This is a genomic window from Streptomyces sp. NPDC111802, assembly GCF_055634335.1.
Genome location: NZ_JBVKCZ010000058.1, coordinates 14,817 through 41,163, shown reverse-complemented (window position 1 = coordinate 41,163; position 26,347 = coordinate 14,817). Strand labels below are relative to the sequence as shown.

Annotated in this window: 20 protein-coding genes and 1 pseudogene; 9 read left to right on the top strand and 12 right to left on the bottom strand. The window is 70.3% G+C overall.

The window, feature by feature from the left end:
• The 4 genes from ACZ7NC_RS39565 to ACZ7NC_RS39550 form a co-directional block, all read right to left on the bottom strand.
• A partial coding sequence (locus tag ACZ7NC_RS39565; protein ID WP_471496064.1) for an AAA family ATPase occupies positions 1–1,055 on the bottom strand: 1,055 nt, incomplete at its 3' end.
• A gap of 104 nt (positions 1,056–1,159) precedes the next feature.
• Positions 1,160–2,176 (bottom strand): (-)-alpha-amorphene synthase, encoded by a 1,017-nt coding sequence (locus tag ACZ7NC_RS39560; protein WP_471496062.1) that lies wholly within the window; start codon positions 2,174–2,176, stop codon positions 1,160–1,162.
• Positions 2,151–3,614, bottom strand: a complete 1,464-nt coding sequence (locus ACZ7NC_RS39555) for a cytochrome P450 (RefSeq protein ID WP_471496060.1) — start codon at positions 3,612–3,614, stop codon at positions 2,151–2,153. The genes ACZ7NC_RS39560 and ACZ7NC_RS39555 overlap by 26 nt, the downstream gene beginning before the upstream one ends.
• Positions 3,615–3,862: 248 nt before the next feature.
• The gene (locus tag ACZ7NC_RS39550; RefSeq protein WP_471496058.1) at positions 3,863–6,289 is read right to left on the bottom strand and encodes an acylase; all 2,427 of its coding nucleotides are present in this window, start codon (positions 6,287–6,289) and stop codon (positions 3,863–3,865) included.
• A gap of 121 nt (positions 6,290–6,410) precedes the next feature.
• Between ACZ7NC_RS39550 and ACZ7NC_RS39545 the strand changes: the two genes are divergently transcribed.
• A complete protein-coding gene (locus ACZ7NC_RS39545) occupies positions 6,411–7,916 on the top strand; it encodes an acyl-CoA synthetase (protein WP_471496056.1) in 1,506 nt (501 codons plus the stop codon).
• Here the strand turns inward: ACZ7NC_RS39545 and ACZ7NC_RS39540 are convergent.
• The 4 genes and pseudogenes from ACZ7NC_RS39540 to ACZ7NC_RS39525 form a co-directional block, all read right to left on the bottom strand.
• A pseudogene (locus tag ACZ7NC_RS39540) lies at positions 7,913–8,056 on the bottom strand (phenylacetate--CoA ligase); the annotation flags it as partial. The gene ACZ7NC_RS39545 and the pseudogene ACZ7NC_RS39540 sit on opposite strands and share 4 nt — an antisense overlap.
• Before the next feature lie 214 nt (positions 8,057–8,270).
• Positions 8,271–8,711: a hypothetical protein gene (locus ACZ7NC_RS39535; RefSeq protein WP_471496054.1), complete on the bottom strand. Its 441-nt coding sequence runs from the start codon at positions 8,709–8,711 to the stop codon at positions 8,271–8,273.
• Positions 8,712–8,850: 139 nt separating this feature from the next.
• Complete coding sequence (locus ACZ7NC_RS39530; protein ID WP_471496052.1) at positions 8,851–10,650, bottom strand: alkaline phosphatase family protein; 1,800 nt, start codon at positions 10,648–10,650, stop codon at positions 8,851–8,853.
• Positions 10,651–10,766: 116 nt separating this feature from the next.
• On the bottom strand, positions 10,767–12,395 hold the full coding sequence (locus ACZ7NC_RS39525; RefSeq protein WP_471496050.1) for an acyl-CoA synthetase: 1,629 nt from the start codon (positions 12,393–12,395) through the stop codon (positions 10,767–10,769).
• Between the two features lie 166 nt (positions 12,396–12,561).
• Here ACZ7NC_RS39525 and ACZ7NC_RS39520 point away from each other — a divergent pair, with 166 nt between their 5' ends.
• From ACZ7NC_RS39520 to ACZ7NC_RS39495, 6 genes are all read left to right on the top strand, one after another.
• The gene (locus ACZ7NC_RS39520) at positions 12,562–13,362 is read left to right on the top strand and encodes a crotonase/enoyl-CoA hydratase family protein (RefSeq protein ID WP_471496048.1); all 801 of its coding nucleotides are present in this window, start codon (positions 12,562–12,564) and stop codon (positions 13,360–13,362) included.
• A gap of 47 nt (positions 13,363–13,409) precedes the next feature.
• On the top strand, positions 13,410–14,366 hold the full coding sequence (locus ACZ7NC_RS39515; protein WP_471496046.1) for a Zn-ribbon domain-containing OB-fold protein: 957 nt from the start codon (positions 13,410–13,412) through the stop codon (positions 14,364–14,366).
• Positions 14,363–15,412 (top strand): thiolase domain-containing protein, encoded by a 1,050-nt coding sequence (locus tag ACZ7NC_RS39510; RefSeq protein ID WP_471496044.1) that lies wholly within the window; start codon positions 14,363–14,365, stop codon positions 15,410–15,412. Before ACZ7NC_RS39515 ends, ACZ7NC_RS39510 begins: the two co-directional genes overlap by 4 nt.
• Entirely contained in the window at positions 15,409–16,575 is a 1,167-nt protein-coding gene (locus tag ACZ7NC_RS39505; RefSeq protein ID WP_471496042.1) for a thiolase domain-containing protein, read from the top strand. Before ACZ7NC_RS39510 ends, ACZ7NC_RS39505 begins: the two co-directional genes overlap by 4 nt.
• A gap of 118 nt (positions 16,576–16,693) precedes the next feature.
• Positions 16,694–16,939 carry a DUF397 domain-containing protein gene (locus ACZ7NC_RS39500; RefSeq protein ID WP_383405462.1) on the top strand — a complete coding sequence of 82 codons (246 nt, stop codon included), beginning with the start codon at positions 16,694–16,696 and terminating at the stop codon, positions 16,937–16,939.
• A 237-nt stretch (positions 16,940–17,176) separates the two neighbouring features.
• Entirely contained in the window at positions 17,177–17,674 is a 498-nt protein-coding gene (locus tag ACZ7NC_RS39495) for a hypothetical protein (RefSeq protein WP_471496040.1), read from the top strand.
• Positions 17,675–17,792: 118 nt separating this feature from the next.
• Here ACZ7NC_RS39495 and ACZ7NC_RS39490 read toward each other — a convergent pair whose 3' ends face one another.
• Together ACZ7NC_RS39490 and ACZ7NC_RS39485 are read right to left on the bottom strand one after the other, a co-directional pair.
• A complete protein-coding gene (locus ACZ7NC_RS39490) occupies positions 17,793–19,748 on the bottom strand; it encodes an N-acetylmuramoyl-L-alanine amidase (RefSeq protein WP_471496038.1) in 1,956 nt (651 codons plus the stop codon).
• Between the two features lie 291 nt (positions 19,749–20,039).
• The gene (locus ACZ7NC_RS39485) at positions 20,040–21,182 is read right to left on the bottom strand and encodes an aminoglycoside phosphotransferase family protein (protein ID WP_471496036.1); all 1,143 of its coding nucleotides are present in this window, start codon (positions 21,180–21,182) and stop codon (positions 20,040–20,042) included.
• 245 nt (positions 21,183–21,427) lie between these two features.
• On the opposite strand from ACZ7NC_RS39485, the gene ACZ7NC_RS39480 reads away from it, so the two are divergent.
• Positions 21,428–22,921, top strand: a complete 1,494-nt coding sequence (locus ACZ7NC_RS39480; protein ID WP_471496034.1) for a DNA-binding protein NsdB — start codon at positions 21,428–21,430, stop codon at positions 22,919–22,921.
• 19 nt (positions 22,922–22,940) lie between these two features.
• Here ACZ7NC_RS39480 and ACZ7NC_RS39475 read toward each other — a convergent pair whose 3' ends face one another.
• On the bottom strand, positions 22,941–24,353 hold the full coding sequence (locus ACZ7NC_RS39475; protein WP_471496032.1) for a PP2C family protein-serine/threonine phosphatase: 1,413 nt from the start codon (positions 24,351–24,353) through the stop codon (positions 22,941–22,943).
• Positions 24,354–24,783: 430 nt separating this feature from the next.
• On the opposite strand from ACZ7NC_RS39475, the gene ACZ7NC_RS39470 reads away from it, so the two are divergent.
• Complete coding sequence (locus tag ACZ7NC_RS39470; RefSeq protein ID WP_471496030.1) at positions 24,784–25,197, top strand: SsgA family sporulation/cell division regulator; 414 nt, start codon at positions 24,784–24,786, stop codon at positions 25,195–25,197.
• Positions 25,198–25,242: 45 nt separating this feature from the next.
• Here the strand turns inward: ACZ7NC_RS39470 and ACZ7NC_RS39465 are convergent, their stop codons facing one another.
• Positions 25,243–26,340: a baeRF3 domain-containing protein gene (locus ACZ7NC_RS39465; RefSeq protein WP_471496028.1), complete on the bottom strand. Its 1,098-nt coding sequence runs from the start codon at positions 26,338–26,340 to the stop codon at positions 25,243–25,245.
• Positions 26,341–26,347: the final 7 nt, after the last annotated feature.

Genomic DNA, 26,347 nt, shown 5'->3' with positions numbered 1-26,347 from the left:
GCGGCGAGCTGGGGTGAGAAGGGCGAACCCAGCACGGCGGCCGAATGCGCGAAGCGGATGGTCGCGGTGTCGAGGTCCTCCAGACGTTCGATCAGTCCCGGGCCCTTGATCGCCGCGGCGAGTTCACGCATCGCGGGCAGGTCGTCCTCGCTGCCGCTCAGTTTCCGCTCGGCGAGTCCGATGGCGAGCTCCACCGTCTCGAAGGGGCTCCCACCGGTGGCCGACCAGCATTCCTTGCAGAACACGTCCTCGGCTGCTCCGCCGACTTCGTTTCTGATGATCTGCGCCACGCCGTCGGCGGTGAGGCATGCGAGGTCGTGGGGGCGGTCTCCGTGATGTCCGACGAGCGTACGGAGTTCGCCCGCCTCGGACGGCAGTTCGTCGGGCCGGTAGGCGACCACGATCAGCAGGGGGAGGTCGTCGACCCGTGACGCGAAGGAATCGAGCCAGCTCAAGGATTCGGCGTCGGCCCAGTGCAGGTCGTCCAGGAGCAGGACAACGGGCGCCTTCTTTATGGTGAGGCACGTCATGACCCAGTCGAGACCTTCGCGGACCCCGGTCGGGTCGGGTGCGGGGGCGGTGCCCTTCGCTTCGAGACCGAGCACGGCGGCCATGACGTCGTACCAGCTTCCCAGGAAGGAGCGGAGTTCCGCCGCCTCCATCCTCGCCAGCCAGGGCTGCATGACCTGGCGCACCACGCGGAACGCCGACCCCTGTTCCTTCTCCCCGCCTCTCCCCGACAGCACGGTGAATCCCGATGCCCTGGCCCGGTCACGTGCTTCCGTCATGAGTGCCGTCTTGCCCAGTCCGGCCGGTCCGCTGAAGGCGAGCAGTCCCCTGCGCCTCGCTTGCGGCACACCGTCCGTGGCGCGTCGCAGTTCCTTGAACGCGGCGTCAAGGGCCTGAAGTTCCCGTCGGCGCTCGATCAACGTCGGTTGTTCCGTGACCGGGTGCCGCGGCTCCATCGCCATGTGCCGTACCGCCTTCTGTCGTTCGGCTCGGAGGAGCCGAGCGTACGCCTCAGCGAGGTGCGGCAGGCCCGGATTGGGCACCATAGGGTGAATCGTGAACGGTAGGTGGGAGAAACGCCCGTCCGTTGGGTAGGGGACACGGATGGACGTCTCCCGGGTGGCGCTGAGGCCGGAGCGCGCCAGGAGGTCTACGGCACCGCGGGCACCGACGTCACATCCCCGTAGCGAGGCACGGAGCGGGCCCAGTCGTAGCACCCGCGGATCCAGCCGATCATGCCCTCCACATAGCTGATGCCCGCGGGGCTCAACGCCGGTTTGATCCCGTCGTAGAGCCTTTGGAACTGCTCGATCGTGCTGTTGATGTCCTCGATGGCCAGGAGCACGGCGGCCTGCAGGGAGCACCGCTGTTCGCGCTGGTGGGCCAGGGCAAGGTTGATCATTTCGCCCGCGCGCTGTTCTTTCACCGCGGAGAACAGGTCGGCTGTCCACACCGCCGCGTCGGCCGACAGCCGGCTCAGTCGCCGCACGACGGGATGATGTACCTCGACGGTGGCCACTTCGTGTGCCCTGGCGCCCTCGTACAGCGGGTAGAACGGCTCGACGCCCGCGGTCAGCGACCGTATGGAGGTGCAGTCGCCGGTGCGCAGGGGGAGGGGCTGGTGCTGGGCCACGGCCTCGTACAACAGGCCGTGCACGTATTCGCAGCTCTGCCAGGCCCATCGCGCGGCCTGCGCGGGTGTGCACTGTTCCCGGACCTGCCGGTGGAGATCGGCCAGGGCGGCTCCGAGGGGAGTGCTGGGGGGCCGGTCGTCCCGCAGAACCGCGACACTTTCGCACAGCATGGGCAGCAGCATGCCGGGAGAGCGTCGGCCGACGTCCTCCGCGAGGTCGTCGAAGACGAACTGATAGGCGATCTGGCGGGCCACGATCTGAAGGACACCGGAGTCCACTGTGGGGCTGGTGTAGGAGGCGAGTTCGGCGGGGCGAGTGCGGGCGATCATCGCCGCCACATCCGGTTCGTCGGTCAGCCCCCACGCCCTCAGCCACGCGTCGACGCCGGTCGCGGCTTCGGATTCATGAGGGTTCCGCTGGAACGGGAAAGGCATGTGGAGGTTGGTGTCGATCAGGTCCCAGAGGTTGGAGACCGGCATTCCGGCCGGTACGCCGAGCGTGATTTCCTCATGCGTTGTCGACAACGTGGTCACCTGCCGTTCGGCTGTCCGATGTGCGCGGGGCGGCTGTCGCTCGGGGCGTGCGCGAGGCGGCTGAGGGCATACGGGAACGGGGTTCGCAGGTCATGACCAGTGAACGCGGTCCCATCGTGATCCCGGGGCGCGGCTTCTGATCGACGTACCCCGGCAGATGACGCAGGCGGCGGCGACCGGCGATGGTCGCGAGCGCGAGGGTGGCCTCCACCATCGCGAACTCGTCACCGAGGCATTTGCGGTTGCCCGCGGAGAACGGCATCATCGCGCGACGCTGTTCGGCGGTGGGCTGTCCCGGCAACCAGCGGTCGGGGTCGAAACGCTCGGGGTCGGGGAACGACGCGGGATCGTGGTGCAGGAGGTGGGGGCTGTACAGGACGGCGGCTCCCTTGGGCAGACGGCATCCGGCGAGTTCCGTCTCCTTTGTGGCGACGCGGGTGAAGAGCCAGCCGGGTGAGGAGTGGCGCAGCGTTTCGGAGACGACGCACCGGGTGTAGACGAGGTGCGGCAGATCGTCGGGACCGGGCAGCCGGCCGTCGGCGAGGACGGAGTCGAGCTCGGCGTGCAGACGCCGCTCCACCTCCGGATGACGGGCCAGCAGGCTGAAGGCGCTGGTCAGAGCCAGTGCCTGGGTCTCGACGCCCGTCAGCAGCAGCGTGATCAGGTGATCGTGGACCTCCTGGTCGGTGATCGCAGCCGCCGTGCATTCGCCGTTCGCGGCCCTCAGCAGACTGCCCAGCACGTCGTCGCGCTCGGCGCCCCGGCGCCGTTGCGCGATGGCCGTGTCGATGATCTCGTGCAGGCGGGAGAGCGCGCGCCGGTAGCGGCGGTTGGCGGGGGTGGGGAGGCGGAACAGGGCGTCGATCGGTACGACCGTGCGGACGAACAGGCCTCGGACGACCGCGCTGAGACAGTCCCGCACCTCGGCGGTCGTGCGGTCGTCCAGTGAATCGGAGAGGAGGACACGGCTGGTCACCCGTGTCGTGAGCGCCATCATCGCCTCGGTGACCGGAACGGTCTCGCCCTTCGGCCACGCGCGGCACACCGCCTCGGCCTCCTCGGTGACCAGGTCCGTGTAGTCGGCGACATGAGAAGGGCGGAAGGCGGGCTGTAACAGCCTGCGCTTGTCCCGATGCGTCGGCTGCCGGCAGGTGACGATGCCGTCGCCCATCAGCTTCCCGAGCCTGTCGTACAGCGGGCCCCCCTTGTCGAAGGTGTGCGGATCCATGAGCACCTCATGGGTCAGCTCGGGGTGGCACACCATCCAGGCGCGCTGGGGGCCCAGCCGTATCTCGACCAGATCGCCGTACGCGGGCAAAGAATTGAGAAACGCCAGCGGTTGTCGGTAGAACGCGATACCGTGACCGAGGATGGGGAATATGCCTGGAGCAGTTCCGTTCCGCCAAGCTCGTTTTGGTTCAGGCACAGCACGGCTCATGAAAACCTCCTGCCATACGAGGCACGCGAAAATGGTGAACGTTCCACGGACTTGAACACTTGAGACATGTCCTGCCCAGTCCAAGTGGCCCTTGGTTTCCCGAAACCTTTCTCCAAAGGGGCGCACGGAAGCACACGGAAGCAAAAGAAGCATTCGGTGAATGGCTGTTGACGCGTGGCGCATTCACAGCGCATCCCATGTGTCACGCGTATGTGGTCCCGCCCCATGTGGAACGGGACCACACTGGCTCAGCGTTCGCGTACGCGGACCGTCTTCAGTGCCGGCGACGACAGGATGTCCTTCTCGCAGAACCGCGAGGTCACCCACTTCTCACCGGAGAACAGCCTGCTCTGGTCGCTGAAGTGGGGCGAGTTCGGGTTCGAGGACTGCGAGTACGTCAGCAGTGTGCGGGCCACCGGGCAGCGGCCGCCGTCCCAGCCCACCGCCTGGATGTGGCTGGAGCCGGTCGTCACCTCCGTGTAGCCGCCCCGCGCCTGGTCCCACACCGGCTCGATCTTGTTCCACACGCCCATCCCCTCGGTGCCGCCGGGCACGGGGATGCGCTGACCGTTCCGTATGACGAACTGGTGCTCGCCGAGGCGGGAGTCGAGCGCGATGCCCGCCGCCCGGAGCTCGGCGACCGTGTCCGCGAGGGCCGTGGCGAAACGGGGAGCGCCGGTGTTGAGCGTGTTCGGGGTACGGACCGGGTCCGCCGCCGAGAACGGCACCTTCCACCGCTGGGCGGCCGGTACCTTCACCGTCAGTTTCCGCCAGAACCGGTCGAACAGCAGGGCGCCCCGGCTGTCGGTGTCCATGGTGCGGTCCCAGGCTGCCAGCACCGAGCACGCCTCGGACACGTCAACGGTCTTGCCGTCACTGCCGGTTGCCGCTCCGCCCGGCAGTGCGGCACATGCCCTGGCCGAGTCGGCCACCGCCAGGTCGGCCGCCGGCACCCGGTTCGCGAACTGCCGGCGCTCCAGGTCGCGGACGGTCAGACCGCCCCGCTCCGCCATCGCCGCCACGTCCTCGATCGCGCCGCGGGTACGCAGCGAGCGCTGTGTCCCGATGTTGCCGAAGACCCGCTCATAGCCGGTCAGCGGCCGGTCGGCATTGGCGAGCCACGCGCTGTCGTTGGAGTTCTCCACGTACGGCGCGTCCTTGAGCGATGGCATGCGCGCGGGCCCGAACGTCCCGCGCTGGACGGCGTCGGGGTCGCTGCCGAGCGCGCAGTCGCCGCGGGAGCCGTCGAGGACCGCGAGGCCCGCCGCCGGGTAGGTGGTCCTGCCCAGCTCCGTGGAACACCGTGACACGAGGTCGTCGGTGATCCGGGGCAGTACCTGCGACTGGGTGTAGAGCGAGTGGCCCGCGGAGTCCGCGGCGATCGTGTTCACCCACGGCAGGCCCTGATACCGGCCGAGGGAGCGCTGGACGTCGGCCGTACCGCGCGCCTTGCTGAAGCCGAGCGAGGTGTCGGCGAACCGCAGATTGGCCGCGTTGGGGTCGTTGAACGCGTACGCCGTCGTCGCGGTCCAGGTCAGCGGGAGGTCGGCGCCGGCCTCGGTGGCGGCGACGACCGGGCCGTACCGGGTCCACCACTGGGTGCGGGTCACCGGTGTGCCGTCCTTGACGGCGACGGTCACGGTCCGCTTCCTCATCCGCTCGCGTGTGCCGTCCACGAGGTAGACGGTGGGGTCGGCCGGGTCCAGGGTCAGCCGGTGCAGATTGAACGGCACCCCGGTCGACACTGTGTGGCTCCACGCCACATGGGAGTTGTAACCGATGGAGATCGTCGGCGAGCCGAGCAGCGACGCGCCCGCCACATTCAGCTCGCCGGGAATCGTCTGCTGCGCCTGCCAGAAGCGTCGTCCGCCGTGCCAGGGGTAGTGCGGGTTGCCCAGCAGCAGACCGCGGCCGTTCGCCGTGGTGTCGCCGTTGAAGGCGACCGCGTTGGAGCCCATGTCCGCGTCGGCGGTGCGCTCGCGCACGGCCCGTATCAGGGCGTCGGCGTCGGCCTCGCCGCTCTCGGTGAGGGCGGCGGATCCGGTGGGCGGCTGGGCGGAGGTGATCTCGTCCACGGCGTCGCCCTGGCCGCCGAGCACCGCGAGGGCGTAGAAGCGGCTCGCCACGTCCAGCGAGGTGACAGGACGCACCCAGGCGGCGCCCTTGCACACGGGGTCGTCGATCCGGTTCTGCTTCAGCCAGGTGTTGTACCCGGCCGCGAAGCCCCTCATGAGGTCCTCGACCTGACGGCTGGGGCCACGCGGTGCCGGTTCGGCGAGCAGCTTCTGCACCGTGCGGGCCTGACGGACGCCGCGGAAGTACAGGTCGCTGGAGAGATTGCTGGTCGCCGAGGACAGCGCGGAGTCGGTCGGCGCCTTCGGTCCGAAGAAACGCGAACGCTCGCCGCGTACGGTCACGAAGCCGTCGGCGAGCGTGCACACCTGGTCGGCGGCCTGCGCCCAACCGGTGCCGAAACCAAGGGACTTGTAGTCCTTGGCGACAATGTGCGGGATGCCGTACTCGGTGTAGCGGATCGTGGCGGACAGGCCGCCGTGGGCGGGCTGCTTCCGTGGGTCCTGCGACTCGTGGCGGTCGGCCGCGGCCGCGGGTAACCCGGCCACGGTGGCGAACAGGGCGACGGCCGCGACGACGAGTCGTCTGGGGCGGGTGCGCATCGTGCCTCCCAACGTCATTGAGGGAAGGAACCGCTGAACGTACCAACGGGTATGTGTCCCCGGTCGGGTGTCCGGCCCCGTGCCTTGACCCGTCTTCGCGAGGCACCGAGGATCATGTGTCATGACGCCAGGACACGGCAGTACGGTTGACGGAGTACTGCGCCGCAGCGCCCGCCGCACCCCCACGCGCATCGCGATCGAGGACCGCGCACAGGTGTGGACGTACGAGGAACTCGACGAAGCGGTCTCCCGCGCGGCGAGCGTCCTGCTCGACCAGGGCCTCGGCCGGGGCGACCGCGTCGCCGCCTACGGACACAACTCGGGGGCGTATCTGATCGCGTTCCTGGCCTGCGCCCGCGCGGGCCTGGTGCACGTGCCCGTCAACCAGAACCTCACCGGCGACGACCTCGCCTACATCGTCGGCCAGTCCGGCAGCTCCCTGGTCCTCACCGACCCGCCCCTGGCCGACCGGCTCCCCGACGGCGTCCGTACGCTGCCGCTGCGCGACGCCGACGACTCACTGCTGGCGCTCCAGGCCGGCGCACCGGCCTACGACGGCCCGGAGCCGCGCGGCGAGGACCTGGTGCAACTGCTCTACACCTCGGGTACGACGGCTCTGCCGAAGGGCGCGATGATGACCCACCGCGCCCTGGTCCACGAGTACCTGAGCGCGATCACCGCCCTGGATCTGAGCGCGGGCGACCGCCCCGTCCACTCGCTGCCGCTGTACCACTCGGCGCAGATGCATGTGTTCCTCATGCCGTACCTGGCGGTCGGCGCCACCAACGTCATCCTGGAGTCGCCCGACGGCGACCGGCTCTTCGAGCTGATCGAGACGGGCCGCGCGGACAGCCTGTTCGCCCCGCCCACGGTGTGGATCGGCCTGGCCAACCGGCCCGACTTCGCCACCCGCGACCTCGACGGACTGCGCAAGGCGTACTACGGCGCCTCGATCATGCCGGTGCCGGTGCCGGTACTGGAGCGGCTGCGTGAGCGGTTGCCCGAGCTGGCCTTCTACAACTGCTTCGGCCAGAGCGAGATCGGCCCGCTGGCCACGGTGCTGGCCCCGGACGAGCACAAGGGCCGCATGGACTCCTGCGGCCGGACCGTCCTCTTCGTCGACGCCCGTGTCGTCGACGAGAACGGCGAGGACGTGCCCGACGGCACCTCCGGCGAGATCGTCTACCGCTCCCCGCAGCTGTGCGAGGGCTACTGGGACAAGCCAGAGGAGACCGCCGAGGCCTTCCGCGACGGGTGGTTCCGCTCCGGCGACCTCGCGGTGCGGGATGCCCACGGCTACTTCACGATCGTCGACCGGGTGAAGGACGTCATCAACTCCGGTGGCGTACTGATCGCCTCACGTGAGGTCGAGGACGCGCTGTACACGCATGACGGCGTCGCCGAGGTCGCCGTGATCGGCCTGCCCGACGAACGGTGGATCGAGGCCGTCACGGCGGTCGTCGTGCCGCGCGGCGAGGTGCGCGAGGCCGAACTGATCGACCACGCGCGCGAGAAGCTCGCCCACTTCAAGGCGCCGAAGCGGGTGGTGTTCGTGGACGAGCTTCCGCGCAACGCGAGCGGGAAGATCCTCAAGCGGGAGCTGCGGGACCGGTTCGCCGACGTCTAGGCGAGGCCGGTCCGCGCGGAAGGCCAGCGGGGCCGCAGATCCCGGATCCGCCGGACCTTGCCCACGGAGCGCTCCAGTGACTCCGGTTCGACGATCTCCACGGCGCCCAACACGCCGATGCCGTCCTTGACGGCCGCCGGCCCCAGCCCCGAACTCGCCCGCCGCGCCGCCGACGTCTTCCCGAACGCCGAGGTCGCCGTGCAGCCCGACGCCGGGCACTTCCCATGGCTCGACGACGCGGAACGGTTCGTACGGCGTGTCCTCGCCCTCCTGGACGGGAGTGGCCTACGGGCGGGCGGACCCCGGCACTGCGGACCGGGGCCGGACCCGAGGCGGAACGACAGCAGGTGTGCTTCAGCGGTTGAGTCGGCGCCGGTACACCACGAAACCGGCGGTCAGCGCCAGCGCGCCGACGGCGAGGCCGGCTCCCAGTGCCACTTCGAAGTCCGCCGGACCCGAGGTGCCGCCCATTCCGCCCCTGACCCCCTGGGTGGGGAGGACCGAGCGTGTGGGAAGGGGTGACAGCGTGGGGGTGGGCGACGGTGTGGGGATCGGCGAGACGAAGCCGCCGCGGTGGGGCAGGACTTCACAGGCGACACCGTCGTCCGCCCCGCGGTCCTGGTCCAGACGGTTGGGGTCGCTGAGGTCACGGTTGAGCTCCGCCTGTGCGTCTTCCTGGAAGTGGAAGTCGTGGCAGTCCAGGTCGTCCCCGGCGTATGCCGCATGGGCCGCCGGGCCGGTGAGGACGAGAACGGTGATCGCGGTCGCGCATATCGCATGGACGCGTCTGTTCACGGGTGCGCCTTTCGGTCCTGAGATCTCTGGGGCCCCTCGTTGCGACCGTAGATAGCCCACCCGCGTGCCGTCGCGTGCTGCTACGCCGGACGGGCCTCGCCGTCTTCGCAACACCCGAACGGCCCAACCGCCGACCGGTTCAGTTCCCCCGCGGCCCGTACGCCGTCATGAAGCGGTCCCGGAAGCGGTCCATGCCCCAGGTGGGGGCGTTCTCGGCGGGCTTGAGGCCGTCCGTCCAGTGCCAGTCGGCGATCCGGTCGAGGACCTTCGGGTCCCGGGCGACGACGGTGACGGGGACGTCCTTGCTGGTGCTGCCGGCGGTGACGGTGGGGACGGGCTGGTGGTCGCCGAGGAAGACCAGGACCGTGTCGTCGGTGCCGTAGCGCTCGACCCACTCGGTGAGGCTGTGCAGGGTGTACTCGATGGCGCGGCGGTACTCCGTGCGCACGCGCTCCGGGTCCTGCCAGACCTCCTTGGGGTCGGTGCCCTCCTTCTTGATCCCGTGGAAGACCGAGCCGTCGCCGAGGTCGTCCCAGTCGATCATGCGGGCGATGGGGGACCACGGGTTGTGGCTGGAGGCCAGGATGATCTCCGCCATGATCGGCTTGCGGTCCTTCTCGCCGTGCTCAAGGCGCTGGAACGCCTCCAGGCTGAACTGGTCGGGCACGGGCGTCCAGCTGAAGTACGGGCCTTGGTAGCCCAAGTGCTCGGAGTCGTAGATGTGGTCGAGCGCGAAGAACCTGCCCTCCGGCCAGGCCCGCCGCACCCCCGGCACGATGCCGACCGTGCGCCATGCGCCCGTCTTTCGGAAGTAGCTGTTCAGCGTGGCGCGGTCGCTGGTCGTCAGACTCCGGTACCGCTGCTGGTTCTTGATCCAGAGGCCGGAGAGGAAGGTGGAGTGGGCGAGCCAGCTGCCCGCACCCGTCACCGGTGACTTCAGCCAGGCGCTGCGCGACTCGAAACCGGCCGCCTTGAGCGAACTCGTCCCCTCCTTGAGCGCCGCGTCGATCTGCGGCGCCATCGCGGGGTCGTCGATCGCGACCCGCCCGTAGCTCTCGATGAAGGTGAACAGCACGTCCTTGCCGCGCAACCCCGTCAGCAGCTGGTCCGGCGGTGTCTTCGCGAAGGCGTCGACGGCCGCCTGCTTCTCGAAGATCCGCCCGTCCTTCAGGCCCGCCCGCACCTGCTCGACCCGGTTGTCGACGAACTCGGCGTTGCCCTTGGTGGCCAGCGGTACGCCGGCGACCTGGATGCCCAGGGTCATGGACGTGATCCATGCGGTGCCGAGGATCAGCGTCGTACGGGTGGCGACCTGGCGATGGCCGACCATCAGGTTCGTCACGCGGACCATCGCCAGCGTCATCAGGACGAGCACCGCGAGGAACAGCACGATGACCCCGGCGATGGCGAGCACCTGTCCGGTACGGCCGAAGGACTCCCGGACGAACTCCGCCGCGTCGTCCAGCAGTATCCAGTCCAGGACCAGGTCGAAGGGGCGGGCCAGCACCGAGTAGAAGCCCATGTCGACGAACTTCAGCACGGTGAGCAGTCCGAGAAGCGCGCCCGAGGCCACCGCCAGCAGCCGCCGGGAGCGCGGTGGCACCGCCAGCAGCAGGCCGGCGAGCAGGATTCCCTCGGCCGGGAGGCGGAAGAAGGCCTCCGGGCCGAGCCGTTCGAGCCGGTTCGGCACGAGAAGCGCGAAGAGCAGCAGCGCGCCGGCCAGGACGGTCGTGCCCACGGTGACCCCGCGTGCGGTACGGGGGTAGCGGCGCCGCCAGTCGAACCAGCCGTACGAGCCGGACCTGCTGAACCTGCGGAACCAGCCGAACCTGCCGGGGGACGGGCCGTCGGAGGAGGGTTTCGCGGCGCCGCTCTCCTCGGTTTCCTCCCCGCTCTCAGCGGTGTCCTGGGGCTGACGAGAGCGAGTGAAGAGCGACACCCGGCGGTCCTTCCGTGCGGTCGTGCGATGGCATGGCAAACAGCGGCCGATGACCTGGCCTGCCACCATCAGTACGACCGTACGTCACCTCGTGTTCAACCAGAACTGCCGGGGATTCACCCGTCCGCAGCCACCGCGACTTCGCGTGCCCACCGGTAGTCGGCCTTGCCGCTGGGCGAGCGGCGGATCGAGTCCGTGATCACCAGCTGGCGAGGGATCTTGTAGCCCGCCAGGTGGGAGCGGCAGTGCGTCTGGATGTCCGCCAGCGACGGGCGTACCGCACCGGCGCGCAGCTGCACCACCGCCGCCACGTGATGCCCCCACTTCGTGTCCGGTACCCCGGCCACGAGTGCGTCGTAGACATCGGGGTGGGACTTGAGCGCCTGCTCGACCTCCTCGGGGTACACCTTCTCGCCCCCGGTGTTGATGCACTGCGAGCCGCGTCCCAGCACGGTGACGACACCCTCCTCGTCGACCGTGGCCATGTCGCCGAGCAGCACCCACCGCTTGCCGTCCCGCTCGAAGAAGGTCTCGGCGGTCTTCCCCGGGTCGTTGTAGTAGCCGAGCGGCACATGGCCGCACTGGGCGACCCGGCCCACCTCGCCCACCGCGACCTGCTCGTGGGTGGCCGGATCGACCACCTGTGTACGGGAGTTGACGCGGATGCGGAAGCCGCGCTCGGGGCCGGAGTCCTCGGTCGCCGTACCGTTGAAGCCGGATTCCGAGGAGCCGAAGTTGTTCAGCAGCATCACGTTCGGGACGAGTTCCTGGAACTGCCGGCGCACGGTGTCCGACATGATCGCCCCGGACGACGACACGCTGAACATCGACGAGCAGTCCGTGCCCTTCATGGGGCCGTTCAGCGTGTCGACCAGCGGCCGCAGCATCGCGTCGCCCACCAATGACACGCTGGTGACCTTCTCCTTCTCGATCGTCCGCAGGACTTCCTCGGGTGCGAACTTGCGGTGGATCACGACGCGTTGGCCGAAGTTGAAGCCGATGAACGCGGTCAGCGTGGATGTTCCGTGCATCAGGGGAGCGGTGGGGAAGAAGGTGATCCCGGCGCCGCCCGCCGCCACGCGCTCGGCGAGCTCCTCCGGCTTGTGCACCGGCTCACCGGTCGGCGCGCCGCCGCCCAGCCCCGAGAAGAACAGGTCCTCCTGACGCCACATCACACCCTTGGGCATCCCGGTGGTGCCGCCGGTGTAGATGATGAACTGGTCCTCCCCCGACCGCGCCGGGAACCCCCGCTCGGGCGACCCGGCGGCCTCGGCGTCCGCGAAGGACACGGCCGGCACGACCGGCGCGTCGGCCGCACCCGGTGCCACACCGCCCACCCGCACCAAGTGCCGCAGCCCGTCCACCCGTGGCAGCGCCGCCGCCACCCGCTGCGTGAACTCCGCCTCGAAGACCAGGGCCACCAGATCGGCGTCCCGGTACAGGTACACCAACTCCTCTTCGACGTACCGGTAATTGACGTTGACCGGGACGATCCGCGCCTTGAGGCAGCCCAGCACCGTCTGCAGGTATTCGACGCCGTTGTAGAGGTGCAGCCCGAGATGCTCGCCGGGGCGTATCCCGCTGTCGAGCAGATGGTGCCCGATCCGGTTGGCCGCCGCGTCCAGCTCGGCGTACGTCAGTCGGCGCTCCGCCCCCGTACCCGGATGGTCGACGTACACGAGCGCCTCGCGGTCGGGAACCGCGTCGACGACCGACTCGAACAGGTCGGCAAGGTTGTACTCCACCGTTCCTCCTGCCCTCGCGCTCCACCGGCTGCCGGTCATCAGAGCAAAGGGCGGCACAACTGGGAAGGGTCCGCGCACAAGAAATCTGACTGCCTGTCAGAAAACCCTTGAAGTGCCCCGGTGCCTCCTGCAACCTGTTCTCGTTCTTTCAGAGGGGAGATGGGCCATGGGTGGGACCGAACACCTCACGGTGCGGCGCGAGGGCGCCACACTGGTGCTCACGCTCAACAGGCCGGAGGCCAAGAACGCGCTCTCGTTGCCGATGCTCGTCGGCCTGTACGACGGCTGGCTCGAGGCTGACGCCGACGACACGGTGCGCTCGATCGTGTTCACCGGCGCGGGCGGTTCGTTCTGCGCGGGCATGGACCTCAAGGCACTGGCCGGCCAGGGCATGGCGGGGGAGCAGTACCGCGACCGGCTCAAGGCCGACCCGGACCTGCACTGGAAGGCGATGCTGCGCCACCACCGGCCCCGCAAGCCGGTGATCGCCGCTGTCGAGGGGTACTGCGTCGCGGGCGGCACCGAGATGCTCCAGGGCACCGACATCCGCGTCGCGGGCGAGTCGGCCACCTTCGGCCTCTTCGAGGTCAAGCGGGGCCTGTTCCCCATCGGAGGCTCAACGGTCCGCCTCCAGCGCCAGATTCCGCGCACCCACGCCCTGGAGATGCTGCTCACCGGCCGCCCGTACAGCGCCCGCGAGGCCGCCGACGTGGGCCTGATCGGGCACGTGGTCCCCGACGGCACGGCACTGGCCAAGGCGCTGGAGATCGCCGAACAGATCAACGCCTGTGGCCCGCTGGCCGTCGAGGCCGTGAAGGCGTCCGTCTACGACACCGCCGAGATGACCGAGACCGACGGCCTCGCCGCCGAACTCAAGCGCGGCTGGCCGATCTTCGACACCGCGGACGCCAAAGAGGGCGCCCGCGCCTTCACGGAGAAGCGCCCGCCCGTCTACAAGCGAGCCTGACCGCCGTGGCCGGCCCGTGTGCCCAACCTCCAAAGGAGATCAGCGGGATGCCCGAAGTCCTCAAAGCGCCGCTCGTCGTCGAGTTCCCCTTCACTCGCTCCCTCGGCCCCGTCCAGAGCGCCTTCCTCACCGGACTGCGCGAACGCGTCGTGCTCGGGGTGCGCACCGGTGACGGGCGTACGCTCGTCCCACCCGTCGAGTACGACCCCGTCACCGCCGAGGAGCTCCGCGAGCTGGTCGAGGTCGCCCCCACCGGCACGGTCACCACCTGGGCCTGGAACCACGCCCCCCGCCGCGACCAGCCCCTCGACACGCCCTTCGCCTGGGTCCTGGTCCGACTCGACGGCGCCGACACCGCCCTCCTGCACGCCCTCGACGCCCCCGGGCCCGACGCCGTGCACACCGGCATGCGCGTCCGCGTGCGCTGGGCCGAGGAACGCACCGGCGCCATCACGGACATCGCCTGCTTCGAGCCGTACGACGGCGACCCGGACGGCAGCGGGTCGGCCGCACCCGCGGAACACACCGGCGAGTTCGAGGAACCGGTCACCGGTATCGTCGCCGCCGCCCGCCTCGACTACACCTACTCACCCGGCCGCGCCCAGACCGCCTACATCAACGCGCTCGCCGAACAGCGCAACGTCGGCGAACGCTGCCCGTCCTGCCGCAAGGTGTACGTCCCGCCGAGGGGTGCGTGCCCCACATGTGGGCTGGCCACACGGGAACAGGTCGAGGTAGGTCCCGGCGGCACAGTCACCACCTTCTGCATCGTCAACATCAAGGCCAAGAACCTCGACATCGAGGTGCCGTACGTCTACGCCCACATCGCCCTCGACGGCGCCGACCTCGCCCTGCACGGCCGGATCGGCGGCATCCCCTACGACCAGGTGCGCATGGGCCTGCGCGTCGAACCGGTCTGGACGGAAGGCGCCCGCTACCCCGACCACTACCGGCCCACGGGCGAGCCCGACGCGGACTACGACACCTACCGGGAGCTGCTGTGAACCGCGAGATCGCCGTAGTCGCCTTCGCACAGACCGACCACCGGCGCACCAGCGCGGAGCTCTCCGAGGTGGAGATGCTCATGCCGGTTCTGCACGAGGTGCTCGCGCAGACCGCCCTGAAGACCGCCGACATCGGCTTCACCTGCTCCGGCTCCAGCGACTACCTCGCCGGCCGCGCCTTCTCCTTCACCCTCGCCCTCGACGGCGTCGGCGCCTGGCCGCCGATCTCCGAGTCGCACGTCGAGATGGACGGCGCGTGGGCCCTGTACGAGGCGTGGACCAAGCTGCTGACCGGGGACGCCGACACCGCACTCGTCTACTCCTACGGCAAGTCCTCACCCGGCCCCCTGCGCGACGTCCTCACCCGCCAGCTCGACCCCTACTACGTCGCCCCCCTCTGGCCCGACGCCGTCGCCCTGGCCGCCCTCCAGGCCCAGGCCCTCATCGACGCCGGCGACACGGACGAACCCGCGCTCGCCGCGGTCGCCGCCCGCAGCCGATCGGACGCCACCGCCAACTCCCACGCCCAGCTGCGGGGTTCGGTGCCGCACGGGGACTACGTCGTACGACCGCTGCGTACCGGCGACTGCCCGCCCATCGGCGACGGGGCCGTCGCGGTGATCCTCGCGGCGGGGGAACAGGCCCGCGAGCTGTGCGAACGACCCGCCTGGATCCGCGGCATCGACCACCGCATCGAGGCACACGGTCTCGGCGTCCGCGACCTGACCGACTCGCCCTCGACCCGCCTGGCCGCCGAGCAGGCCGGCGCCTTCGAACGGCCCGTCGACACGGCCGAGTTGCACGCGCCCTTCAGCTCGCAGGAGGTCGTCCTGCGCAAGGCGCTCAAGCTGGATGACGGCGTGCGCGTGAACCCGTCGGGCGGCGCACTCGCCGCCAACCCCGTCATGGCCGCCGGGCTCATCCGCGTCGGAGAGGCCGCCGCCCGCATCCACCGGGGCGAGTCCGACCGGGCGCTCGCACACGCCACGTCCGGTCCCTGTCTGCAACAGAACCTGGTCGCCGTACTCGAAGGGGATCCGCGATGAGCAAGGAGCCCGTGGCCGTCGTAGGCATCGGTCAGACCAAGCACGTCGCGGCGCGCCGGGACGTGTCGATCGCCGGGCTCGTCCGGGAGGCCGCCCGCGCCGCCCTCGACGACGGCGAGCTGACCTGGGCGGACATCGACGCCGTGGTCATCGGCAAGGCGCCCGACTTCTTCGAGGGCGTGATGATGCCGGAGCTGTATCTCGCCGACGCCCTCGGCGCGGTGGGCAAGCCCATGCTCCGGGTGCACACGGCCGGGTCGGTCGGCGGCTCCACGGCCCTCGTCGCCGCCAACCTGGTCGCGGCCCGCGTGCACGGCACCGTGCTGACGCTCGCCTTCGAGAAACAGTCCGAGTCGAACGCCATGTGGGGTCTGTCCCTGCCGATCCCCTTCCAGCAGCCACTGCTGGCGGGGGCGGGCGGCTTCTTCGCCCCGCACGTGCGCGCGTACATGCGACGCAGCGGCGCGCCCGACACGGTCGGCTCGCTGGTGGCGTACAAGGACCGCCGCAACGCCCTGAAGAACCCCTACGCACACCTCCACGAGCACGACATCACCCTGGAGAAGGTCCAGTCCTCGCCCATGCTGTGGGACCCCATCCGCTACTCGGAGACCTGCCCCTCCTCCGACGGCGCCTGCGCGATGATCCTCACCGACCGCGCCGGAGCCGCCCGTGCGCCCCGCCCGCCCGCCTGGATGCTCGGCGGCGCCATGCGCAGCGAGCCGACCATGTTCGCGGGCAAGGACTTCGTGTCGCCGCAGGCCGGCAAGGACTGCGCGGCCGATGTGTACCGGCAGGCGGGCATCGCCGATCCGCGCCGCGACATCGACGCCGTCGAGATGTACGTGCCGTTCTCCTGGTACGAGCCCATGTGGCTGGAGAACCTCGGCTTCGCCGCCGAGGGCGAGGGCTGGAAGCTCACCGAGTCCGGGGTGACCGAACTGGACGGCGACCTGCCCGTCAACATGTCGGGCGGCGTCCTGTCCACCAACCCCATCGGGGCCTCCGGCATGATCCGCTTCGCCGAAGCGGCTCTCCAGGTGCGCGGACAGGCCGGGGAACACCAGGTGGAGGGCGCCCGCAAGGCGCTCGGACACGCCTACGGCGGCGGATCGCAGTTCTTCTCGATGTGGCTCGTGGGCTCCGAGCCCCCGGACGCCTGAGAGCGCTCCCGGACGGCGTTGGAGGGGCCTTGGCAAAGGTCCCCCTCACGTGGCCTGTTGGCACCCGGAACCGATCGCTAGGCTGGCCGCGGACTACGAAATCGGGAGGAGCACGGACGTGGCCGAGAGCACCATCCAGCAGCAGCCGCGGCTCGCGGGCTGGGACAAGCCGGAGCTGGACCTCAGCAACGCCGATTGGCACTCGAGCAGCCGCGGCCTGGGCGATGTCCAGATCGCCTTTGTCGAGGGATTCATCGCGATGCGCAACAGCGGCAGCCCGGAGAGCCCTTCCCTGATCTTCACACCCGCCGAGTGGGGTGCGTTCGTGTCGGGTGCGCGGGAAGGCGAGTTCGACCTGACCTGACCTGACGAGGCGAACGGAGCCGAGCCGACGGCCACCGCCGGCTCGGTCGCCCCCGCGCCCGGTCAGCCGACGCCGAACCAGGCGCGGGCCCGACGCCGGCGGCGTGCTGTCGGCGGAAACTCGCGGCGCCCGGTGACCCGCCGCGGGTCACCGGAGCCCCAGCCGAAGCGCGAGGGAGCAGTCGTCGAACGCCTGCCCTCACGTCACGTGACAGGCCCGGCCACGTACCATGGCGACATGTCGTTCCTCCGCCGCCGCAGCGCCACGCCCGCCGGGCCCGACTTCGACGTACTGGCCATGGACCCGGGTGACTGGCCCGGAAATCTGGGCGCCGGGCTGCTGCCCGCCCCCGACGGCAGCTGCCAGGGTGTCTTCCTGCGCTACGACCTCTTCGGCGGCCGCGGCCCGGCGATGATCATCGGCAATCTGCCCGAGGGCTCCCCGGCCCGTGAGGTCGAGGAGGGCGAGATCCCCTTCGAGGTGGCGCAGCTGCTGCTGGCCCTGGAGAACGACGAGGAGGTCACCGTCGTCGGCAGCGAGGACGTGCCCGTCATGCAGGGCGACAACCTCCTGATCGTGCGCCGCCTGAAGCTCTCCGAGAGCCGGATCTCCTGCGTGCAGTTCGACCGCAGCGACAACGTCCTGGTCACCATCGCCGCCTGGGACCGCCCCATCACCGACGATCTGTACGCCCTCCTGAAGCCGCTCCCGGCGGAACTCTTCCAACAGGGCTGAATCGTCCCCGCACGGCCCCGGCTGCTCAGCCACCTTCTCGTCTTGTCATGATCCTTGTCGCAGAGTCATCGGATCTCCAGCGTCAGGGGTCATGCCGTATGAGCCGAGCCGTACGGGATCACCCGGAGGGCGACCTGAAGGCAGCGGCCGGAGGGACAGGCGGGCTCACTGTGGCCTCGGGCCCCGAGGGCATCACCTGCACGTCCGCCGCCCGCACGAACCCCACCCGGTGGCCGAACTGGATCTCGTAGTAGAGGTCCTTGCCGGCCACCACCCGGTGCGACCCCTCGTCGAAGGTCACCGCGTAGTAGTACTCGCCCGGCACCTGGTCGCCCACCACATAGCGCTGGCCGGCCGGCAAGGTGTACGGCAGTGGCGACACGGTCTGTGCGGGAATGTCCGCCGGATAGGCGGAGGCCTCGGGATAGGCGCGGCCGTACACCGGGACGCTCTGCACGCCGTCCTTCGGCGTCACCACCTGGCCGGCCGAGTTCACCGCGGCCGGGTTCTGCTTGGTGTTCTTGAACCACGCCTTCTGTCCCAGGTACCAGATCGCCGTCCAGTCGCCCTCCTGGCCCGCGACCGCGTACTGCTGCCCGGTCGAGACCCGCGAGGACAGGTCGTTGACGCCCTTGGACGGTGTCGTGCCCAGACCGACGTCCTTGATCAGCGGATACGACTCGCCGGGCCCGGAGTACAGCCGCACCGCGCTCGAACCGTGGTCCGCGCAGGGCTCGCCCGCCGAGACACAGCCCGTGTACTCGGGCCGGTTGGTCGCGTAGTCGGGGCGGATCGTCACCATGCCGCCGTCGGGGCCCGCCGAGGGCTCGAAGGGGCGCCCGAGCAGCTCGAAGTAGTGCCGCCAGTCCCAGTACGGGCCCGGGTCGGTGTGCATACCGCGGACCGTCGACGCGGTCGGACCCGGCACATTGTCGTGGCCCAGGATGTGCTGCCGGTCCAGCGGGATGTCGTACTTCTTCGCGAGATACGTCACCAGGCGTGCCGAGGACCGGTACATCGCCTCCGTGTACCAGGCGTCCGGCCGCGCCAGGAAGCCCTCGTGCTCCAGACCGACCGACTTGGCGTTGACGTACCAGTTGCCCGCGTGCCACGCCACATCCTTGGCCTTCACATGCTGGGCGATGTGGCCGTCCGTGGAGCGCAGGGTGTATTGCCACGACACATAGGTCGGGTCCTGCACCATGGTGAGAACCCCGTCCCAGGCGCCTTCCGTGTCATGGATGACGATGTAGTCGATGCCCTGGCCGGTAGGACGCTCGCCCAGGTCGTGATTGCCGTAGTCACCCTCCCCGAACTCCTCGTACGGCGCCGGGACCCACTCGCAGGACACCGTGGGCGGGCACTCGGTCTCCGCCGCGTCGAGCGTGCGCAACCCCGTCCGCCGCAGCTGCCGGGTGTCGGGGGTCAGGCCCGGCTGGGCGGCCAGGGCCACCAGCTGGCCACCGTCCGTCTCGCGCTCCTGGCCGGTGCGCAGCACGGCGTAGACGTCGTTCGCGTACGCCGTCGCCGTGGCGGTGTCGTCGGCGCCCGAGAAGCGGGCCACCGCGCCGTACCACTGCGCCGGGTCGGAACTCAGGGGCTCGCCCAGTTCCTTCTGGGCGGCGGCGAGCAGCGCGGCGCCCCCTGCCACGTTGGCGGCCGGGTCCGTACGCAACTGCTGGGGGCTCAGCCCGGTCAGTTCGGCCGCCTTCGGCAGCGTCCTGAGGCGGGCCGGGAGCCGCGTGGGCTTCGGCAGCTTCGTCTTCGGAAGCAGCGCCGCGCGGGCGCTGTCGCCCCGCGCGTCCTCCGAGCCGTCGCTGTGGTGCGGGGTGGCCCCGGCGAGCGCGGTGCGGGCGTCGGTGAGGTGCATCGGGCCGTAGCCGCCGGTCACACTGGGCGCCCCGCCGTGCGTGTCCCAGCGGGACTGGAGGTAGGAGACGCCGAGCAGGACGCTCTGCGGCACGTGGTACTCGGCGGCGGCGGAGGTGAAGGCCGACTGCAGGCCGCTCTCCGTGCTGCGGGTATCGGACGGGGCCGCGCCGAGCAACGGCAACAGCAGTGTCGCAGCGGCCATGGCGGTGACGGATCCACGCAATGCAGCCTCCTGGGACGGTCGGGCGCGATGGGCCGTGCGGGGCCGGGCGTGGGTCTGTGGTACCGGCTGTCCGACGATCCGTCAATCATGCCAAGGGGCTGACGAATTCCCTTGTCACGCGGGATTCCCGGGAGTTTCGTGGTGGTGCCCGTCCGGTCTGCGGGGCGTCAATGGCGTATCCCAATGCGCAGTTCGGCGACCCACTCGCATGGGCCGCGCACACGAAAGCCCGCGGTACGCCACTTGGCGTACCGCGGACCACCGTCCCCGTCAGCGAGTGCCGACCGCCGCACGAACGGCCCGCCGGGCCAACTGGCAGTCGTCGTGCAGCCGCCTCAGCAACAGCCGCTGTTCCTCGCCGGACGGCGCAGCACCCGGGTGGGCCATTCCCGGTGCCGCCGGGGTCGCGTCGTGCATCGAACGCTGCACGGCCGTCTCGTAGGTACGGATCTCGCGGGTCAGCACGAGCATCAGGTTCACCAGGAAGGCGTCCCGCGAGGCGGGGCCCGCCGACTGGGCGATCTGGCTGATCTGCCGCCGGGCCACCGGTGCGTCCCCGAGCACCGACCACAGCGTCGCCAGGTCGTAGCCCGGCAGGTACCAGCCCGCGTGCTCCCAGTCCACCAGCACTGGACCGGCCGGTGAGAGCAGGATGTTCGACAGCAGAGCGTCGCCGTGGCAGAACTGGCCCATGCCATGGCGGCCCGCGGTCGCCGCGATGCCGTGCAGCAGCTTCTGCAGATCGCCCATGTCCCGGTCGGTGAGCAGCCCCAGCTCGTGGTACCGGGAGATCCGGGCGGCGTACTCCAGCGGGGCGTCGAACGTGCCCGCCGGCGGCCGCCATGCGTTGAGCCGGCAGATGGCGCCGAGTGCCGCCCTGATGTCCGCTCGCGGCGGCGCCTCCATGGGGTGCCGCTGAAGGGCCGCCACCCGGCCCGGCATCCGCTCGATGACGAGGGTGCAGTTGTCCGGATCCGCCGCGATCAGTCTCGGCACGCGCACTGGAGGGCGGTGCCGGACGAACGAGCGGTATGCCGCTATCTCGTGCCGGATCCGCTCGGCCCAGGACGGCGAGTGGTCCAGTAAACACTTGGCGACGGCCGTGCTGCGCCCGGTCGTGCCGACCAGGAGCACGGACCGCCCGCTGCTGCGCAGTACCTGGACCGGGGCGAACTCCGGGCAGATCCGGTGCACCGACGCGATCGCGGTACGCAGCTGGGCGCCCTGGGGGCCGGACAAGTCGAGTCTCCCGCTGAGCGGTTGGGTGCCGAGCCCCGCGGTACGCAGCGGCCGGCCCGCGCCGAGCACGGGGACTGCCGCCGGCCGCGCGGGGGCGAGGTAGGGGCCGCCGCCCGCCGGGCGGGCTCGCAGCGACCGGGGTGGGGCGGACACGGAGGACGATGCTGTGTACATGGGAGAGACAGATCCCTTCGTGTGCCTACGACGTCAAAGCGCTGCCCGATCCGGCCGCCCGGGTGCACCCTGGGGAATGCTGCAGCCGTAGCTGGAGGGCGACCGGGTCGGGGTGGCGCGTTCCTACCTGACACCCGATGCCCAGTGGCACACCATCTGGCGCACCCTGGCGAACCCTGGCGAATAGTCCCGGGGCAACTCTCACCGGGCTACTGTCAACTCAGCCGAGAACCTGGGGGCTTGATGTGAGCGGAGAACCCAACACCCGCCTGGCGGACCTGTTCGGCCTGGCCGGCTGGTCCAAGGGCGAACTCGCGAGGCTGGTCAACCGGCAGGCGGCGGCCATGGGCCACCTACAGCTGGCGACCGACACCTCACGGGTGCGGAGGTGGATCGACATGGGAGAGATCCCGCGCGATCCCGTACCCCGGGTGCTGGCGGCCCTGTTCACCGAGCGTCTCGGCCGTGTCGTGACCATCGAGGACCTCGGTCTGGTCCGGCACGGGCGTGCGGGGAAACGGCAGGACGGCGGGAGTGTGGAGCATCCCGACGGTGTGCCGTGGGCGCCCGAGCGGACTGCTGCGGTCCTCACCGAATTCACGGGAATGGACCTCATGCTCAACCGACGCGGCTTGGTGGGCGCGGGTGCCGCGCTCGCCGCGGGATCCGCACTCAGCAGCGCCATGCACGACTGGCTGCGCTCCGACCCGGCCCTCAGGGCCGACGCCCCTCAGTTCGACGACCCCTTGCACGCCGACCCCGCTGGGTTCGACCGTTACGAGGCCGCCCCCATCGGATCACAGGAGATCGAGGAACTGGAGCGCTCGGTCGAGGTGTTCCGGGCCTGGGACGCGGCCCGCGGCGGCGGGCTGCAGCGCAAGGCAGTGGTGGGACAACTCAACGAGGTGGGCGGCATGCTCGCCTACCATCACCCCGAACATCTGCAGCGGCGCCTGTGGGGCGTCGCCGCCAACCTCGCCGTCCTCGCGGGCTGGATGTCGCACGACGTCGGCCTGGAGCCCACGGCCCAGAAGTACTTCGTCATCGCCGCCCACGCGGCCCGGGAGGGCGGCGACCGGCCCCGCGCCGGCGAGGCGCTCTCCCGAGCGGCTCGCCAGATGGTGCACCTCGGTCGGCCCGACGACGCACTCGACCTGATGAAACTCGCCCAGTCCGGCTCGGGCGACGAGGTGCTGCCGCGCACCAGGGCCATGTTCCACACCATCGAGGCCTGGGCCCAGGCGTCGATGGGCAAGGGGCAGGCCATGCGCCGCACCCTCGGCCGGGCGGAGGACCTCTTCGTCTCCGACCGGGGCGATGTGCCGCCACCGAGCTGGATGCAGACCTTCAAGGACGAGGATCTGTACGGCATGCAGGCCCTGGCCTACCGCACGCTGGCCGAGTTCGACCCGACCGCGGCCGCGCACGCCCAGCACTACGCGGAGAAGGCCCTGGCTCTGCGCAACGACGGCCGAGAGCGCTCGAAGATCTTCGACCATCTGTCCATGGCGTCCGCCTGCTTCATCGCGGACGACCCCGAACAGGCCGACCGCTACGCACGGCTGGCCCTGATGTCGATGGGCTCCAACTCGTCCGGCCGCACCTGGGACCGGCTCCGGCAGATGTACCGGCTCACCGCCGAGTACTCCGGCTACCCGAAGATCAACGAACTGCGGGAGGAGATCCGGTTGGCGCTGCCCAAGGCGAGGAAGCCGGGCGGCGACAGCGCACAGGCATGAAGCTCACAGGCATGAAGCTCTAGGACATCACCCTGGCCACGAGCACACAGGCGTCGTCCTCGCGCTCCCTGTCACCGAACTCGTCCACGATCAACCGTACGCAGTCCTGTGCCGTGCCCGCCTCACCGAGGCGTGGGCCCAGGTCCGACAACACATTCACGGAGTCCGCCGCGCTGCGCTCCTGCACCAGTCCGTCGGTGTGCAGCACGAGCAGGTCGCCCACCTCAAGGGCCTCCTCGGCCTGTGCGTAGACGGCGCCCGAGGTGGCACCGAGCAGGACACCGTGCGGCGCGTTCAGCCTGCGCCCCGTCCCGTCGCGGAACAGCAGCGGGGCGGGGTGTCCGGCCTGTGCCCAGGTCAGGGTGCGGGTGTCGGGCCGATAGCGGCAGCAGACGGCGCTGCCCAGGGCCGGCTGGACGGGGGCGTCCAGCAACTGGTTGAGCCAGGACATCAGTTGCCCTGGCTGGGTGCCGGCCATCGCCATGCCCCGTACGGCGCCCAGCAGGGTCGCCATGCCGGACGCGACGGCGACGCCGTGACCGGTCAGGTCGCCGACGCTCAACAGGGTCTGTCCGTCGGCCAGTTCGAGCGCGTCGTACCAGTCGCCGCCGATCAGCCCGCGCGTCGACGACGGCAGCTGGTGGGCAGCGAGGTCAAGCGTCACGGGGCCCTGGTGCGGGAGTCGCAGGGAGCCGCGCCACGGCGGCAGTACGGCCTCCTGCAACTCGACCGCGATCCGGTGCTCGGTCTGGGCCTGGTGCTGGTGGCGCTGGAGCGAGTCACGGGTCTCGCTCACCTCGCTCCGGCATCGGCGCAGTTCGCTGACGTCCCGCAGCACAGCCCACATCGAGGCGGTGCTGCCGCCAGAGTCGAGCACTGGTTCGCCCATCATGTGCACGGTCCGCGCCTCGCCGTCCGGCCGGACGATCCTGAACTCCCCGTCGATGGGTTTGGCGTCGATCAGGCAGTCGGTGACCATCGCGGTCAGCTTCGGCCGGTCCTCGTCGTGCACCAGGGATGGCAGTTCGTCGAGGGTGAGCGGCGCGGTGGCGGGGTCGCGGCCCAGGATCTGGTAGAGCTCACCGGACCAACTGGCCTCGTCCGTCAGCAGGTTCCACTCCGCACTGCCCACCCGGCTCAGCAGGGAGCCACACCGGGGAGCGGGCGGCGCGGCCGCGGGAGCCGGGGAGACGAGGGGCGGGCCCTCCCGCAGCTGCCCGAGATGTGTGTCGAGGTCGTCGAGCTGGTGCAGCGCGAGGTCGTAGAGCGCCCGCTGCCATCGTTCCTGCGGGTCGGATGCGTCGCTCGGAGTGTCCCGCCGTACGGCGTCGACGTCGCCCTTGAGCCGCCGTGCCTGCGATATGAGCGCGTCGACCGAGCCGCGCCCTGGCGGCTGAGCGGCGGGGCGGTCCGCAGAGAGATGGGGTGGCATGACGCACTCCGATGCGGGACGGTACGACCAAGGCTGACGGAAGGACCGGTTACGACTGTCGCACAGCCCGCGACGCCCTGTAAGGGATTTGGCAACACCCGATTCGGTGGTGCGTCCGGCATATGCCAGAGTCTTCCCGGAGGGCTTGTGCCATGCGATTGGCGTACGTCGTCGATGCGGTCAAGTCGTAGGTGACGTACGGAATTTGGCGGACTTTTAAGGCGATCACACGGCCTTCATTCGCGTGTTCGACGGCCGGATGTTCGAGGTGTGAGGACGTAATTGCCGTTCGTCGGTCGGTTGCACTCGGTGGGCGTGACGCAGCTCACAAAATTGATGTGTCCTTCGGTGTAATGCAAACGGCGTCTGTGGGGTCGTAAAGGCAGAGCGGCAAATAAGTCCGCCCGCCGACCCGCAGGGGAGACCGCCCATGGACATCGCCCTCGAGCAGCCCGCCCGCGCCCGTCTGATCACCGGCGAGGAGCGCGAGGTCCCCGTTCCCGCGAAGCTGCGGTATACGTCCACGAACCCGCTGGCGGTGTACCTCGACTTCCCGGGCGAGGTCTCTCTCGACGGTCAGGGTGCCACCTGGACCTTCGCGCGCGGTCTGCTGGAGGTCGGGCTGCGCGGCCCGGCGGGGGACGGCGACGTGCACATCTGGCCGTGCGGCGAGGAGCGGACGGTCGTGGAGCTGCACTCGCCGTACGGCATGGCCCTGCTCCAGTTCGACACCGCCGCCCTCCATCGCTTCCTGCTGCGCACGTACGCCATCGTCGCGGCCGGTGAGGAGGATCTGGAGGCAGTCGTGGAGCGTGGTCTGAGCGCGCTCTTCGACGGGGTGTGAGGAGGCCGGCGGGGTCCGTCCGCCGCTGTGCCTCCTCGCCGCCCGTCAGAACCGCAGCACTCCCGCGATCCCACGGGCGTCGCTCAGTGTGCCGTCCGGCACGAAGCGGACCTCGGCGCCGGTCTCCAGGCACTGCTCGACGATCTCGTCCACGATGTCCTCGCGGGCGTCCAGTTCGTCGCTCCCGGCCGGGATCAGATGCTCGCCGCCCTCGCCGCGCACCGTCGCCCGGTAGTTCTCCTCGACCGCCAGCAGCCGGATCCGGCCCTCACGGGCGCTGCGCCAGACCTCGTCCACACCGGCCGCGAACGCCTTGCGGCCACGGGCGGATTCGAGTTCTCGCGACACGGCGTCCGCGTGCGTGCGGTTCTCGGCGGTGATCCGCGGCTCGATCGCCTGCCACACCGCCTCGCGGGTGCCGTGCGCGAGCCCGCCGTGCGGGATGTGCACGGCGTGCTTGCCGACGCCCCCGATCTCGTCGAGCAGCGACAGCGCCGCCTGCTCGCCGGTGACGTACAGCGGCCGCGGATTGCGCCGGAGGATCGCGCTCAGGGCGGAGTCGGCGTCCTTGAGGAAGTGGCGGGTGCCCTCGTCGCGGAATGTGCTCGGCGTGTCGCCGATCCGCTCCTGGCGCTCGGCGTCGAAGTTCTCGACCCGCCGGGTCAGCGGGAAGCCGCCCATGCGGGCCTCGGTGATCCGGTCCAGGCTGCCGTTCCACAGGGTGACGCGGTCGGCGGAGACCGACAGCACCCAGTAGGGCCGCTCGGCGGCCTGCGCGGAGACCAGGTTGCGGGTGAGGAAGGTGTCCGAGAGCACCACGCGCTCGGGCACGGAGCGGGCGAGCGACCACACCTGGTGCTCACCGGGGGCTGCGAAGATCACCAAGCCGTCCTCGGCGTAGGTGAGATCGACCTCGGCGAGGGCCTGGTCGAGCTGCCGCTCGACGTCCGCCCGTCGCTCGCGGGTGACCGAGGGATCGGCCTCCAGCTGCTTCTTGGCCTCGGCCACGACATTGCGCAGCCGGACCTGGTCCTGGGCCCGATAGGGCTCTCGGCGATGCGTCGGCGTCAGCACGGACACGGCCGGATAGGGGCGCGGGCGCCGCAGCTCGGTGAGGGTCGTGGGACTGAGTGCGTGCTCCATAACAGCA

Coding starts and splice junctions, on each gene's coding strand:
- ACZ7NC_RS39555 (WP_471496060.1), bottom strand. CDS start 3,614: ATGAGCCGTGCTGTGCCTGAACCAAAACGAGCTTGGCGGAACGGAACT.
- ACZ7NC_RS39470 (WP_471496030.1), top strand. CDS start 24,784: ATGGACATCGCCCTCGAGCAGCCCGCCCGCGCCCGTCTGATCACCGGC.
- ACZ7NC_RS39475 (WP_471496032.1), bottom strand. CDS start 24,353: ATGCCACCCCATCTCTCTGCGGACCGCCCCGCCGCTCAGCCGCCAGGG.
- ACZ7NC_RS39495 (WP_471496040.1), top strand. CDS start 17,177: ATGTCGTTCCTCCGCCGCCGCAGCGCCACGCCCGCCGGGCCCGACTTC.
- ACZ7NC_RS39545 (WP_471496056.1), top strand. CDS start 6,411: ATGACGCCAGGACACGGCAGTACGGTTGACGGAGTACTGCGCCGCAGC.
- ACZ7NC_RS39520 (WP_471496048.1), top strand. CDS start 12,562: ATGGGTGGGACCGAACACCTCACGGTGCGGCGCGAGGGCGCCACACTG.
- ACZ7NC_RS39490 (WP_471496038.1), bottom strand. CDS start 19,748: ATGGCCGCTGCGACACTGCTGTTGCCGTTGCTCGGCGCGGCCCCGTCC.
- ACZ7NC_RS39505 (WP_471496042.1), top strand. CDS start 15,409: ATGAGCAAGGAGCCCGTGGCCGTCGTAGGCATCGGTCAGACCAAGCAC.
- ACZ7NC_RS39515 (WP_471496046.1), top strand. CDS start 13,410: ATGCCCGAAGTCCTCAAAGCGCCGCTCGTCGTCGAGTTCCCCTTCACT.
- ACZ7NC_RS39465 (WP_471496028.1), bottom strand. CDS start 26,340: ATGGAGCACGCACTCAGTCCCACGACCCTCACCGAGCTGCGGCGCCCG.
- ACZ7NC_RS39550 (WP_471496058.1), bottom strand. CDS start 6,289: ATGCGCACCCGCCCCAGACGACTCGTCGTCGCGGCCGTCGCCCTGTTC.
- ACZ7NC_RS39485 (WP_471496036.1), bottom strand. CDS start 21,182: ATGTACACAGCATCGTCCTCCGTGTCCGCCCCACCCCGGTCGCTGCGA.